Below are 12,624 nucleotides of genomic sequence, written 5' to 3'. Positions count from 1 at the left end.
CAGCCACTGGGCGACCGTCGTCGTGGAGGTGGTCGCATGAACAACGAGCACAGCGAGCACAGCGAAAAATACGACGTGGTCGTCGTGGGCGGTGGCGCGGCGGGACTGTCCGCCGCGCTGGTACTGGGCCGGGCGCGCCTGCGGACGCTGGTCGTCGACGCGGGTGAGCCGCGCAACGCGCCCTCACCCCACCTGCAGGGCTACCTGTCCCGGGACGGGATCCCGCCGGCCGATTTCCTGGCGCTCGGCCGGGAGGAGATCGCCCGCTACGGCGTGGAACTCCACCGGGACCGGGTCACGGACATCACCCGGGAGGAGGAGCACTTCACCGTCGTACGGGAGGCGGGACGCGCCGTGCGCGCCCGGCGGCTGGTCGTCGCGACCGGGCTGAAGGACGAGCTGCCCGTGGTCCCCGGGGTCGCCGAGCGGTTCGGGCGGGACGTGCTGCACTGCCCGTTCTGCCACGGCTGGGAGGTGCGCGACGAGCCGTTCGGCGTGCTCGCGTCGAGCGCGATGAGCGTGCACCAGGCGCTGATGGTGTCCCGGTGGTCGAAGGACGTCACCCTCTTCCTGCACCGGGTCGCCGAGGCGGAGCTGTCCGACCAGGACCTGCGCCGGCTGGCCGCCGCCGGGGTCGGCGTGGTGCCCGGCGAGGTCGCGGAACTGGTGGCCGAGAACGACCGGCTCACCGGGGTACGACTGGCCGACGGCTCCGTCCACGCCCGCTCCGTGCTCTTCGTCGGGCCGCGCCCGGTGCCGCGGACGAGCCTGCTGGAGCGGCTGGGGGCCGAGCTGGACGAGACCCCGTTCGGCGCCTACCCGGTCGTCGACCCGACCGGCCTGACCTCGGTGCCCGGAATCTGGGCGGCGGGCAACGCGATCGGCTTCTCCGAGCAGGTGGTGCACGCGGCGAGCGGCGGCTACCGGGCGGCGGCCGCGATCGTCGGAGACCTGCTGATGACCGATCTGGACGCCGCGGTGACCGGACAGGCGCCGGGCGGCCGGGGTGTGGGGCAGCCGGCCCCGTAGCACCATGGCTGTATGGGCACCACCCTCCGCTTCGCCCGCGTGGTCCGCTGCCGCGAGGACGAGCGCCCTCGGGAGGCGGACACGGTTCAGGCGCTGCTCGCCGCACGCCCCGGGGTACGGCCGTGAAGGGCGCCCGGAGCGCCGGTCTGCTGGTGTTCCGGCACACCGGTCACGGGCTCGAGGTGTTGCTCGGGCATATGGGCGGCCCGTTCTTCGCCCGCCGGGAGGCCGGCGCCTGGACCGTGCCGAAGGGCGAGTACGACCCCGGCGAGCCGGCCTGGGACGCGGCCCGCCGCGAGTTCCGGGAGGAGCTGGGGCTGCCGCCCCCGGACGGGGAGGCCGTACCGCTCGGTGAGGTCCGGCAGTCCGGCGGCAAGACCGTCACGGTCTGGGCGGTCGAGGGCGATCTCGACCCGGCGACGGTCGTGCCCGGCACGTTCGAGCGGGAGTGGCCGCCGAGGTCGGGCCGGATCCGGGAGTTCCCCGAGCTGGACCGGGTGGAGTGGTTCGCCCTGGACCGGGCCCGGGAGTTGGTCGTCACGGCGCAGGCGGCGTTTCTCGACCGCCTGGCGGAGCACTCGCTCTGAGGAGCCCTTCCGCGTTGCGACGCCCACCGCCGCGCGGGAAGGTCGAGAAGCACAGCCCGTCCCGAGGGAGGCCAGCCATGCCCATCGCAACGGTGAATCCGGCGAACGGCGAGACGCTCAAGACGTACCAGGCCATGGGTGAGGAGGAGATCGAGCGCCGGCTCCAGCTCGCGGAGGCCACGTTCCGCACGTACCGGACGACGTCCTTCGAGGAGCGTGCCCGCCTGGTGCACCGGGCCGCCGCCCTCCTCGACGAGGACCGGCAGAGCATCGCCCGGGTGATGACCACCGAGATGGGCAAGCCGGTCAAGCAGGCCCGGGCCGAGGCCGCCAAGTGCGCCAAGGCGATGCGCTGGTACGCCGACCACGCGGCGGAACTCCTCGCCGACGAGGAGCCCGACGCCTCCGACGTGAAGGACTCCGGCGCCTCCCGGGTCCTGGTGCGCTACCGGCCGCTCGGCCCGGTGCTCGCCGTGATGCCGTGGAACTTCCCGCTGTGGCAGGTCGTACGGTTCGCGGCGCCCACGCTGATGGCCGGCAACGTGGGCCTGCTCAAGCACGCCTCGAACGTGCCGCAGACGGCTCTGTACCTGGAGGACCTGTTCCACCGGGCGGGCTTCACCGAGGGCTGCTTCCAGACGCTGCTCGTCGGTTCCGCCGCGGTCGACGAGATCCTGCGGGACGAGCGGGTCAAGGCGACCACCCTCACGGGCAGCGAACCCGCGGGGCGGGCGGTCGCCTCCACCGCCGGGGAGATGATCAAGAAGACGGTGCTGGAACTGGGCGGCAGCGACCCGTTCGTCGTCATGCCCTCCGCGGACCTGGACCGGGCCGCCGAGGTCGCGGTCACCGCGCGGGTGCAGAACACCGGGCAGTCCTGCATCGCCGCCAAACGCTTCATCGTGCACGCGGACGTCCACGACGCCTTCGCCGAACGCTTCACCGCGGGCATGCGGGCCCTGCGGACCGGCGACCCGATGGACGAGGAGACGGATGTCGGCCCCCTCTCCAGCGAACAGGGCCGCGCCGACCTGGAGGAACTGGTCGACGACGCCGTACGCGCCGGGGCCGGCGTGCTGTGCGGCGGTGAGCGGCCCGACGGGCCCGGCTGGTACTACCCGCCGACCGTGCTGACCGGGATCACCCGGGAGATGCGCGTCCACCGCGAGGAGGCCTTCGGCCCGGTCGCCACGCTGTACCGGGCGGCGGACCTGGACGAGGCGGTACTGATCGCCAATGACTCGCTGTTCGGTCTGAGTTCGAACGTCTGGACGCGTGACGAGGCCGAGGTCGACCGGTTCGTCCGGGATCTGGAGGCGGGCAGCGTCTTCGTGAACGGGATGACGGCGTCCCATCCGGCGTTCCCGTTCGGCGGGGTCAAGCGGTCCGGGTACGGGCGTGAGCTGTCCGGGCACGGAATCCGCGAGTTCTGCAACATCACCACGGTTTGGCACGGTGCGTGACGTTCCCACGACTACGATCCCGACTGTGAACCGCGAAGTGACTCTGCCTCTGATCGTCGACGACCGCGGTGTTCTGCAGGTCTCCGCGGCGGACGTGAGCAAATTGCTGCGCACGGTGGGCGGTCGGTGGCTGCGGCTCGTGGAGGCCGGGGAGGACCGGCTCGACGAGGACACGGTGGCCGCGCTCACGATCGAACTGGCGAAGCTGGCCGACCGGATCGACGTGGCCTGCATCGCCCACAGCAGTGGAAGCGCGCCCTGACCGGTACGGCGGGGTGAGGCCGTCGGCCCCCGTCAGACGGGCCGCAGCAGTGTCCTCCAGAACAACGCCTCGTAGCTCTGCAGCAGATGGCCGTACCCCCGGGCACGGTTCTCGTCGAGGCGGCCCGCGTCCAGGGCGGCCTGGACCGCCTCCGTGGCCGTCCGGTCCAGGTCCGGGGCCGGTTCGGCGAAGAGGTCGAAGAACGCGCAGGCCTCGTCGGTGAAGCCGTAGTGGGTGCGCAGCGCCCCGGCGATGGTGGCGCAGTAGCCGCCCCACGCCGAGAAGTTGGCGGCCACCGCGAGTACGGCGTCGGCGGGCGCGGCGTTGAGGGCCAGCCAGGCGATGTAGGCGGGATACGCCTGGCAGCCCGGCAGGGGGTCGTACGTGCCTGCCCGGTCACGGTCCACGCCGCACGCCGCGGCGAAGGCCTCCAGCCGCGGTGCCGCCCGTTCCTCGCCCTCGGCGAGGGCGGTGAAGTACGCGGCGGCCCGCGGCTGGTCCGCGGACCTGTCCGCCAGATGCCGGAACGCCCGGCGGTCCGCGGGAATCACCCGGTGCTGCTCGAGGGCGAGTGCGGCCAGGGTGTCCCGGTCGGCCTCACCACGGGCGATCAGCGGCACGAGAGGGTTGGACCGCGGGTCCGGGGCCAGTTCCCGCGTGATCGTCTCCAGCAGTTCCCCGGCCGTGCGCGTCATCGCGGCCTCCGTCGCGTCGGTCGGCCGGTCGTGCGGCCGGCTCCTCCACGATCGTCCCCCAGGAGCCGGGGCCGCGGAACCCGGCGCGCCCCGGCGGGGTGACGGTCCTCGCCGTACGGAGGCCGGGCGGTGGGGGTCGCACCGCCGGACCGTCGCCGTTCTTCCTCTCGGCCGGGCCTCGGCTCCGGGACTCAGCGGATGGGCACGCCCGACAGGGTGCGGGCGATGACCAGGCGCTGGATCTCGCTCGTGCCCTCGAAGATGGTGTAGATCGCGGCGTCCCGGTGCATCCGCTCCACCGGGTACTCGCGCGTGTAGCCGTTGCCGCCGAGGATCTGTATCGCCTGGGCCGTGACCTTCTTGGCCGTCTCACTGGCGTACAGCTTCGACATCGAGCCCTCGGCCGCCGTGAACGGCTTGCCGTTGACCGCCATCCAGGAGGCGCGCCACACCAGGAGGCGGGCGGCGTCGATCCGGGTGCGCATGTCGGCCAACTGGAAGGCGACGCCCTGGTTGTCGATGATCGGACGGCCGAACTGCTCGCGGGTCTGCGCGTACTCCAGGGCGACCTCGTAGGCGGCGCGGGCGGTGCCCACCGCCATGGCGCCGACCGCCGGGCGGGACGCCTCGAAGGTGGCCATCGCGGCGTTCTTCACCCTTTCCGTCCCCCCGTGCCCGGCACGCTCCCGGGCACGGGCGAGGCGCTCGTCCAGCTTCTCCTTGCCGCCGAGCAGGCAGGAGCCGGGGACGCGCACGTCGTCCAGGACCACCTCGGCGGTGTGCGAGGCGCGGATGCCGTGCTTCTGGAACTTCTGTCCCTGGGAGCAGCCGGGGGTGTCCGGCGGGACGATGAACGAGGCGTGTCCCTTGGAGCCGAGTTCCGGGTCGACGACCGCGACGACGACGTGCACGTTGGCGATGCCGCCGTTGGTCACCCAGGTCTTGGTGCCGTTGATCACCCACTCGTCCTTGGCCTCGTCGTACACCGCGCGGGTGCGCATGGAGGCCACGTCGGAGCCGGCGTCGGGCTCGGAGGAGCAGAAGGCGGCGAGCTTGACGTCGTCGGCGTCGCCGTACATCTGCGGGATCCAGGTGCCGATCTGCTCCTCGGTGCCGTTGGCGAGGACGCCGACCGCGGCGAGACCGGTGCCGACGATCGACAGGGCGATGCCGGCGTCGCCCCAGAACAGTTCCTCCAGGGCGGTGGGGACGCCGAGGCCGGTGGGGTCGAAGTACTGCTGGGCGTAGAAGTCGAGGGAGTAGATGCCGACCTTGGCGGCTTCCTGGAGCACCGGCCAGGGGGTCTCCTCGCGCTCGTCCCACTCGGCGGCCGCGGGGCGGATCACATCGGCTGCGAAGCCGTGGAGCCAGTCACGGACTTCCTTCTGTTCCTCGTTGAGTTCCATGATGAACTCGGCCATGTCCCCTCCAGCGGCGCGCACGTGCATGTTACTTACGGTAACTCCCAGTCTGTTACCGGCCGGTAGGGAAAGTCAACTCCCCCGGACCCCCCTGATCCCGTCCGGTGCCCGGCACGCCGTCAGTGTTAGTTTGCGCAGGCGTCACCGAATCAGCACGGGTGGGGAGAGACCATGGACACCACACAGCGGACCGACCAGCAACGGTCCGCCGACCGCCGTCGGCGCGAGCTGCTGGAGGCCGCCGACCGGGTGGTGCTCCGCGAGGGCCCCCATGCCTCCATGAACGCGATCGCGGCCGAGGCCGGCATCACCAAGCCGATCCTCTACCGGCACTTCGGTGACAAGGGAGGACTGTACGCCGCCCTGGCCCAGCGGCACACCGACGCCCTCCTGGCCTCGCTGCGGGAGGCACTGGACGCCCCGGCGGACCGGCGCGAACGGGTCGAGAACACCCTCGACACCTACCTCTCCGCCATCGAGCTGCGCCCCCAGGTGTACCGGTTCCTGATGCACCCGGCCGAGGGCTCGCCGGGCGACCAGGGCTTCGACGTCGGCAAGCACTCGGCGCCGCTGCTGCGGCGCATGGGCGAGGAGCTGGCCCAGGTCATCGAGGAGCGGCTGGACCTCGGACCGGGCAGCCAGCAGCTGGCCCGCGTCTGGGGGCACGGGATCGTCGGCATGATGCACGCGGCCGGCGACTGGTGGCTCGGCGAACGCCCCTGCTCCCGGACGGAATTGGTGCGCAGCCTGGCCGATCTGCTCTGGGGCCGGCTGGCAGCGGCCGACGACCGGGCCGGCGGGCCCGGCTTCTGAAGCTCAGCCGCGCCCGCTCCAGGAGGCCCGCCGCACCTGGCGGGCGAGCCTGCGCCGGCGCAGGCCCGACAGCCGGTCGGCGTAGACGCGGCCCTCCAGGTGGTCGCACTCGTGCTGCAGGCACCGGGCGAAGAACCCGGTGCCGTGCACGGTGACCGGTTCCCCGGTCGCCGTGCGGCCCTCGACGACCGCGTGGTCGTGACGTTCCGTCCCCGCCTCCAGACCCGGCAGGGACAGACAGCCCTCCGGACCGCGCACCACCACACCGTCCGTCTCCACCAGCCGCGGGTTGACCACATGGCCCAGGTGACGGACGTCCTCGTCGTCCGGGCAGTCGTACACGAACACCCGCAGCGGCACACCGATCTGGTTGGCGGCCAGGCCCACCCCCTGCGCGGCGTACATCGTCGCGAACAAGTCCTCCACGAGGCGGGCCAGTTCCGGACCGAAGTCGGTGACCTCCGCGCAGGGTGCGTGCAGCACCGGGTCGCCGAGCAGGGTGAGAGGCCGGACGCGTCCGTGGACGCCCGGGATGGAACCGTGTCGCATGGCCCTCAGAGTACGGTCCTCTCAACAACGTCCGTCTCATCGGTGGTGCCATGGTTCTGGAGTGCGAATGGACCTCGATAGGCTGAGGCCCACACCACGTGGCCGCCAGCCACAGGCGCGGCGCGTACGCAAGGAGGATCGAGACTTGATGGCAGGCAACTCGGACCCGCTCTCGCCGCGGGCCAAGCTGGCCGTGACCGCGGGCAAGGCGGTCGCAGCGGCGTCACGCGCCGCGGGACGCGGCAGCGGTTCGGTGATCGGCGGCCGGGTGGCGCTCAAACTCGACCCCGACCTCCTCGCCCGGCTCGCCCAGAACCTGGACTGCATCCTGGTGTCGGCGACCAACGGCAAGACCACCACCACCCGGCTCATCGCGGAGGCCCTGCGCGCCGCGGGACCGGTCGTGTCCAACGCCCTCGGCGCCAACATGCCCGCCGGCATCACCTCGGCACTCGCGGGCGGCTCGGAGGCGAAGTTCGGCGTCATCGAGGTCGACGAGAAGTACCTCGCCGGCGTCGCCCGGGACACCGACCCCAAGTGCATCGCCCTGCTCAACCTCTCCCGCGACCAGCTCGACCGGGCCGGCGAGACCCGCATGCTCGCGGAGAACTGGCGCGAGGGCCTGGCCGGTTCCAAGGCCGTCCTCGTCGCCAACTGCGACGACCCGCTGGTGGTGTGGGCCGCCTCCTCCTCCCCCAATGTGATCTGGGTCGCCGCGGGCCAGATGTGGAAGGACGACGCCTGGTCGTGCCCGTCCTGCGGCGGTGTGATGCAGCGCCCCGGCGACGACTGGTTCTGCGGCGAGTGCGGCTTCCGCCGGCCCACCCCGACCTGGGCACTCTCCGACGACCACGTCCTCGACCCGCACGGCTCCGCCTGGCCGATCCACCTCCAGCTGCCGGGCCGCGCCAACAAGGCCAACGCCGCGAGTTCCGCGGCCGTCGCCGCGGTGTTCGGGGTGCCGCCGCAGGTCGCCCTGGAGCGCATGTACCAGGTGCAGGCCGTTGCCGGCCGCTACGACGTCGTCCAGTACCAGGGCCGTGACCTGCGGCTGCTGCTCGCCAAGAACCCCGCGGGCTGGCTGGAGACGTTCTCCCTCATCGACCCGCCGCCCACCCCGGTGATCCTCTCGGTGAACGCCCGCTCCGCCGACGGCACCGACACCTCCTGGCTGTGGGACGTCGACTACACCCAGCTGGCCGGCCACCCGATCATCGTCCTCGGCGACCGGAAGCTGGACCTCGCGGTGCGGCTCGAGGTCGCGGACCAGCAGTTCCAGGTCTGCGATGACCTCGACCAGGCACTGCAGCAGTGCCCGCCGGGCCGGATCGAGGTCATCGCCAACTACACCGCGTTCCAGGACCTGCGCCGCCGCGTCGGCAACTGACGCGGGCGACGTATCGCGACGTACTCACAAGGACAGTGACTTCATGAGCGACAACGGTCTGCGGATCGTGTGGATCTACCCCGACCTGCTCAGCACCTACGGCGACCAGGGCAACGTGCTCGTCGTGGAGCGCCGTGCCCGGCAGCGCGGCCTCGACGTGGCCCGGCTCGACGTGCGCAGCGACCAGCCGATCCCGACCTCCGGCGACATCTACCTGATCGGCGGCGGTGAGGACCGTCCGCAGCGGCTCGCGGCCGAGCGGCTGCGCCGGGACGGCGGACTGCACCGGGCGGTGGAGAACGGCGCGATCGTGTTCTCGGTGTGCGCCGGCTACCAGATCCTCGGCCACGAGTTCATCAACGACCTCGGCCAGCGGGAGCCCGGTCTCGGCCTGCTCGACGTCGTCTCGGTGCGCGGCGAGGGCGCCCGGTGCGTCGGCGACGTGCTGGGGGACATCGACGCGCCGCTCGGCCTGCCGCCGCTGACCGGCTTCGAGAACCACCAGGGCGTCACCCACCTCGGCCCGACGGCCCGCCCGCTCGCCCGGGTGCGCTTCGGCAACGGCAACGGCACGGGGGACGGCACCGAGGGCGCCTACAACGACACCGTGTTCGGCACGTACATGCACGGTCCGGTGCTGGCCCGCAACCCGCAGATCGCGGACCTGCTGCTGAAGCTGGCGCTCGACGTCAACGCGCTGCCGCCGACCGACGACCGCTGGTACGAGGCACTGCGGGACGAGCGCATCACGGCCTCGCAGCAGCCCGGATAGGGCCCGCGCCACGACGTCCGCCCGGTGTCCGCGAGCCCGTGGACACCGGGCGCGGACCGGGTGCCCGAAGGGGCGTCACCGGCCCGTCTGACGGCTGGTCCGCCCAGGTGAGCGGGCTCGTCCAGTAGGCGGACGCGCGCTGCGGACCCACCCCCGGATGCCGCTAGGGTGGCGGGGATCGAGCCGGACGACGCGGTCCGGTCCCGGCCCACGGCGAGAAGGTTGTTTCGGGCTATGCGTATTGGTGTCCTCACGTCCGGCGGAGACTGCCCCGGTCTGAACGCCGTCATCCGCTCCGTAGTGCACCGCGCGGTCGTCGACCACGGCGACGAGGTCATCGGCTTCCGGGACGGCTGGAAGGGCCTCCTGGAGTGCGACTACCTCAAGCTCGACCTCGACGCGGTGGGCGGCATCCTCGCCCGCGGCGGCACCGTCCTCGGCTCCTCCCGGGTGCGTCCCGAGCATCTGCGGGACGGTGTGGAGCGGGCCAGGGGCCACGTCCAGGAACTCGGCCTCGACGCGATCATCCCGATCGGCGGTGAGGGCACGCTGAAGGCGGCCCGGCTGCTGTCGGACCACGGCCTGCCGATAGTGGGCGTCCCGAAGACCATCGACAACGACATCGCGGTCACGGACGTCACCTTCGGCTTCGACACGGCCGTCGGGGTGGCGACCGAGGCGCTGGACCGGCTGAAGACGACCGCCGAGTCCCACCAGCGGGTGCTCATCGTGGAGGTCATGGGCCGGCACACCGGCTGGATCGCCCTGCACTGCGGCATGGCGGCCGGCGCCCACGCGATCGTGGTGCCCGAGCGGCCCTTCGACATCGAGGAGCTGACCGCGACGGTCGGCGCGCGGTTCTCGGCGGGCAAGCGGTTCGCCATCGTGGTCGCCGCGGAGGGCGCCAAGCCGAAGGCCGGGACCATGGACTTCGACGAGGGCGGCAGGGACGTCTACGGCCATGAGCGGTTCGCCGGGATCGCGCGGCAGCTCTCCGTGGAACTGGAGTCGCGGCTCGGCAAGGAGGCGCGTCCGGTGATCCTCGGGCACACCCAGCGCGGCGGGACGCCGACGGCGTACGACAGGGTGCTGGCCACCCGCTTCGGCTGGCACGCCGTGGAGGCCGTGCACCGCGGGGAGTTCGGGATGATGACGGCGCTGCGCGGAACGGACATCGTGACGGTGTCGCTGGCGGAGGCCGTCGAGACGCTGAAGACGGTCCCCGAGGACCGCTACGCGGAGGCGGAGTTCGTCCTGTAGCACCCGTCGCGTCCCGCGGTGTCCGTGCCGTCCCGGGCCCGTGACTCCCGCGACACCCGTGGACAGGACCGCCCCCGGTCGCAGGCGCGGCGGGGGGCGGTTCTACCCTGGTGCGGACAGACAGCGCACAACCCCCACGAATCAGGAGCCGGCGGATGGATCACAGCGGGCACGGCATGACCATGGATCTGCCGCCGTTCACGCTGGGGCGAGGGCTCGCATGGTCGACCGAGCCGTTCTTCCTCGTCTCCTGCCTGTTGGGGCTGGCGCTGTACGGCTGGGCGGTGGTGCGCCTGACGCGGCGCGGCGACAAGTGGCCGGTGGGGCGGACCGTCTCGTTCGTCCTCGGCGTGCTGAGCATCATGCTCATGATGTGCACCAAGCTGAACGAGTACGGCATGGTCATCTTCAGCGTGCACATGGTGCAGCACATGATGATCAGCATGGTGTCGCCCATCCTGATCCTGCTCGGCGCCCCGATCACGCTCGCGCTGCGCGCGCTGCCACCGGCGGGACGCGGGCGCAAGGGGCCGCGCGAGCTGCTGCTGATGCTGCTGCACAGCCGCTACATCCAGGTCGTCACCCACCCGGTGTTCACCATCCCGATGTTCATCGCGAGCCTGTACGGGCTGTACTTCACCCCGCTGTTCGACTTCCTGATGGGCTCCCAGGTGGGACACATCGCGATGATGGTGCACTTCCTCGCCGTCGGCCTGGTCTTCTTCTGGCCGATCATGGGCGTGGACCCGGGTCCGCACCGGCCGGGCTACCTGATGCGGATGCTGGAGCTGTTCGCGGGCATGCCGTTCCACGCGTTCTTCGGCATCGCGGTGATGATGGCGTCCACGCCGATGGTCAGCACGTTCGAGAACCCGCCGGCCTCGCTCGGCATCGACGCGCTCTCCGACCAGAACGCGGCCGGCGGTATCGCCTGGGCGTTCAGCGAGGTCCCGTCCGTGCTGGTGCTGATCGCGCTGCTCTTCCAGTGGTACGCCTCGGAGAAGCGGCACGCCAAGCGCACCGACCGCGCCGCGGACCGGGACGGCGACAAGGAGCTCCAGGCGTACAACGCCTATCTGGCCTCCCTGCACACACGCGGGAGCTGAGCCCTCCCCGCTCCCCCCTTCCTCGCTCCCCACCACCGGATCGTGCGGGAACGCCCACGGCCGGCACATGTCCAGACGTGGGATTCCCGCCTAGACTCCACCCTCATGCTGCGCGCTCTGGCCGTCGACGACGAACGCCCCTCGCTGGAGGAACTGCTCTACCTGCTGAACGCGGACCCCCGCATCGGCAGTGCCGAGGGCGCCGGTGACGCGACCGAGGCGCTGCGCCGCATCAACCGCGCCCTGGAGTCCGGGCCCGACGGGCCCGAGGCCATCGACGTCGTCTTCCTCGACATCCAGATGCCCGGCCTCGACGGACTCGACCTGGCCCGGCTGCTCGGCGGGTTCGCCCGGCCGCCGCTCGTCGTGTTCGTCACCGCCCACGAGGACTTCGCCGTGCAGGCGTTCGATCTCAAGGCCGTCGACTACGTCCTCAAGCCCGTCCGCAAGGAGCGGCTGGCCGAAGCGGTGCGCCGCGTCGCCGAACCGCGCGCCGCGGCCCGGCGCGCGGCCCAGCACGGCAGTGCCCCGCGCATCCCCGTGCACGAGCCCGACCCGGACCACATAGCCGTCGAGCTCGGCGGGGTGACCCGCTTCGTCGCCGTCGAGGACATCACGCACGTGGAGGCCCAGGGCGACTACGCCCGGCTGCACACCGACCGCGGCAGCCACCTCGTACGGATACCGCTGTCCACCCTGGAGGAACGCTGGCGCTCGCGCGGCTTCGTCCGTATCCACCGCCGCCACCTGGTGGCCCTGCGCCACATCGGGGAGCTCCGGCTCGACGCGGGGACCGTGAGCGTCCTGATCGGCTCGGAGGAGCTCCAGGTCAGCCGGCGGCACACCCGTGAACTGCGGGACCTGCTGATGCGCCGGACCACGGGCTAGGGGGACGGCGTGCCCCAGGACCCGACCGAACGCCGCGTGGTCGTCACCGGCCCGCCCCGCCGCGCCCGCCGCGCCTTCGGCTACTACCGCCCGCGGACCGAGATCGACGAGCAGACCACCCTCGGCCACACCTATGTCCGCTCCCTGATGCGCATCCAGCTGCGCACCGGTCTCCTCGTGTTCGCGGTCCTCATGCTGCTCATCGGCCCGCTCCCGCTGGTCTTCGCCGCGGCCCCGGACGCCCGGCGGCTGGAGTGGGCGGTCCTCGGCTTCGGGCTGTACCCCCCGCTGGTCCTGCTCGCCCGCTGGTACGTGCGCCGCGCCGAACGCAACGAACGCGACTTCGTGCGGCTCGTCGAGGACCGCTGAGGGCGGGGAACGGAACGCCGGTA

At 72.0% G+C, this 12,624-nt stretch carries 14 protein-coding genes; 11 read left to right on the top strand and 3 right to left on the bottom strand.

Features of this window, described 5'->3' with window-relative positions; genetic code table 11:
* Nucleotides 1-36: 36 nt before the first annotated feature.
* From ACTWJ9_RS29290 to ACTWJ9_RS29275, 4 genes are all read left to right on the top strand, one after another.
* Nucleotides 37-1,029, top strand: a complete 993-nt coding sequence (locus ACTWJ9_RS29290; RefSeq protein WP_388706067.1) for an NAD(P)/FAD-dependent oxidoreductase — start codon at nucleotides 37-39, stop codon at nucleotides 1,027-1,029.
* Nucleotides 1,030-1,151: 122 nt separating this feature from the next.
* On the top strand, nucleotides 1,152-1,616 hold the full coding sequence (locus ACTWJ9_RS29285) for an NUDIX domain-containing protein (RefSeq protein WP_387035428.1): 465 nt from the start codon (nucleotides 1,152-1,154) through the stop codon (nucleotides 1,614-1,616).
* Nucleotides 1,617-1,693: 77 nt separating this feature from the next.
* Complete coding sequence (locus ACTWJ9_RS29280) at nucleotides 1,694-3,079, top strand: NADP-dependent succinic semialdehyde dehydrogenase (RefSeq protein WP_443294940.1); 1,386 nt, start codon at nucleotides 1,694-1,696, stop codon at nucleotides 3,077-3,079.
* Between the two features lie 25 nt (nucleotides 3,080-3,104).
* A complete protein-coding gene (locus ACTWJ9_RS29275) occupies nucleotides 3,105-3,341 on the top strand; it encodes a DUF6213 family protein (protein WP_279337270.1) in 237 nt (78 codons plus the stop codon).
* Nucleotides 3,342-3,373: 32 nt separating this feature from the next.
* On the opposite strand, the gene ACTWJ9_RS29270 is transcribed toward ACTWJ9_RS29275, so the two are convergent.
* The gene (locus ACTWJ9_RS29270; RefSeq protein ID WP_279337269.1) at nucleotides 3,374-4,036 is read right to left on the bottom strand and encodes a transcriptional regulator; all 663 of its coding nucleotides are present in this window, start codon (nucleotides 4,034-4,036) and stop codon (nucleotides 3,374-3,376) included.
* A 191-nt stretch (nucleotides 4,037-4,227) separates the two neighbouring features.
* Entirely contained in the window at nucleotides 4,228-5,457 is a 1,230-nt protein-coding gene (locus ACTWJ9_RS29265) for an acyl-CoA dehydrogenase family protein (RefSeq protein ID WP_279337268.1), read from the bottom strand.
* 171 nt (nucleotides 5,458-5,628) lie between these two features.
* Between ACTWJ9_RS29265 and ACTWJ9_RS29260 the strand changes: the two genes are divergently transcribed.
* Entirely contained in the window at nucleotides 5,629-6,270 is a 642-nt protein-coding gene (locus ACTWJ9_RS29260) for a TetR family transcriptional regulator (RefSeq protein ID WP_279337267.1), read from the top strand.
* Between the two features lie 3 nt (nucleotides 6,271-6,273).
* On the opposite strand, the gene def is transcribed toward ACTWJ9_RS29260, so the two are convergent.
* On the bottom strand, nucleotides 6,274-6,819 hold the full coding sequence (gene def / locus ACTWJ9_RS29255; RefSeq protein ID WP_279337266.1) for a peptide deformylase: 546 nt from the start codon (nucleotides 6,817-6,819) through the stop codon (nucleotides 6,274-6,276).
* Between the two features lie 148 nt (nucleotides 6,820-6,967).
* Here def and ACTWJ9_RS29250 point away from each other — a divergent pair, with 148 nt between their 5' ends.
* The 6 genes from ACTWJ9_RS29250 (at nucleotide 6,968) to ACTWJ9_RS29225 (ending at nucleotide 12,601) form a co-directional block, all read left to right on the top strand.
* A complete protein-coding gene (locus ACTWJ9_RS29250; RefSeq protein WP_384208110.1) occupies nucleotides 6,968-8,206 on the top strand; it encodes a Mur ligase family protein in 1,239 nt (412 codons plus the stop codon).
* 43 nt (nucleotides 8,207-8,249) lie between these two features.
* Nucleotides 8,250-8,978, top strand: coding sequence for a type 1 glutamine amidotransferase (locus ACTWJ9_RS29245; RefSeq protein ID WP_279337264.1), 729 nt, complete (start codon nucleotides 8,250-8,252; stop codon nucleotides 8,976-8,978).
* Between the two features lie 234 nt (nucleotides 8,979-9,212).
* Complete coding sequence (locus ACTWJ9_RS29240) at nucleotides 9,213-10,238, top strand: 6-phosphofructokinase (RefSeq protein WP_279337263.1); 1,026 nt, start codon at nucleotides 9,213-9,215, stop codon at nucleotides 10,236-10,238.
* 155 nt (nucleotides 10,239-10,393) lie between these two features.
* Nucleotides 10,394-11,344 (top strand): cytochrome c oxidase assembly protein, encoded by a 951-nt coding sequence (locus ACTWJ9_RS29235; RefSeq protein WP_279337262.1) that lies wholly within the window; start codon nucleotides 10,394-10,396, stop codon nucleotides 11,342-11,344.
* A 105-nt stretch (nucleotides 11,345-11,449) separates the two neighbouring features.
* Nucleotides 11,450-12,232: a LytR/AlgR family response regulator transcription factor gene (locus tag ACTWJ9_RS29230; RefSeq protein WP_279337261.1), complete on the top strand. Its 783-nt coding sequence runs from the start codon at nucleotides 11,450-11,452 to the stop codon at nucleotides 12,230-12,232.
* 9 nt (nucleotides 12,233-12,241) lie between these two features.
* Nucleotides 12,242-12,601 carry a hypothetical protein gene (locus ACTWJ9_RS29225; protein WP_279337260.1) on the top strand — a complete coding sequence of 120 codons (360 nt, stop codon included), beginning with the start codon at nucleotides 12,242-12,244 and terminating at the stop codon, nucleotides 12,599-12,601.
* Nucleotides 12,602-12,624 lie beyond the last annotated feature (23 nt).

Origin of the sequence: Streptomyces sp. GDS52, from assembly GCF_052246875.1 — a bacterium.
Taxonomy (GTDB): domain Bacteria; phylum Actinomycetota; class Actinomycetes; order Streptomycetales; family Streptomycetaceae; genus Streptomyces; species Streptomyces cathayae.
Note: the sequence above shows the minus strand (reverse complement) of the source record. Positions and strands in the feature narration are given on the sequence as shown.

What these genes read in the sequence shown, in the direction of transcription:
- ACTWJ9_RS29240 (WP_279337263.1), top strand. Translation starts at nt 9,213, where the DNA reads ATGCGTATTGGTGTCCTCACGTCCGGCGGAGACTGCCCCGGTCTGAAC.
- ACTWJ9_RS29265 (WP_279337268.1), bottom strand. Translation starts at nt 5,457, where the DNA reads ATGGCCGAGTTCATCATGGAACTCAACGAGGAACAGAAGGAAGTCCGT.
- ACTWJ9_RS29260 (WP_279337267.1), top strand. Translation starts at nt 5,629, where the DNA reads ATGGACACCACACAGCGGACCGACCAGCAACGGTCCGCCGACCGCCGT.
- ACTWJ9_RS29245 (WP_279337264.1), top strand. Translation starts at nt 8,250, where the DNA reads ATGAGCGACAACGGTCTGCGGATCGTGTGGATCTACCCCGACCTGCTC.
- ACTWJ9_RS29280 (WP_443294940.1), top strand. Translation starts at nt 1,694, where the DNA reads ATGCCCATCGCAACGGTGAATCCGGCGAACGGCGAGACGCTCAAGACG.
- ACTWJ9_RS29230 (WP_279337261.1), top strand. Translation starts at nt 11,450, where the DNA reads ATGCTGCGCGCTCTGGCCGTCGACGACGAACGCCCCTCGCTGGAGGAA.
- ACTWJ9_RS29290 (WP_388706067.1), top strand. Translation starts at nt 37, where the DNA reads ATGAACAACGAGCACAGCGAGCACAGCGAAAAATACGACGTGGTCGTC.
- ACTWJ9_RS29250 (WP_384208110.1), top strand. Translation starts at nt 6,968, where the DNA reads ATGGCAGGCAACTCGGACCCGCTCTCGCCGCGGGCCAAGCTGGCCGTG.
- ACTWJ9_RS29270 (WP_279337269.1), bottom strand. Translation starts at nt 4,036, where the DNA reads ATGACGCGCACGGCCGGGGAACTGCTGGAGACGATCACGCGGGAACTG.
- def (WP_279337266.1), bottom strand. Translation starts at nt 6,819, where the DNA reads ATGCGACACGGTTCCATCCCGGGCGTCCACGGACGCGTCCGGCCTCTC.
- ACTWJ9_RS29235 (WP_279337262.1), top strand. Translation starts at nt 10,394, where the DNA reads ATGGATCACAGCGGGCACGGCATGACCATGGATCTGCCGCCGTTCACG.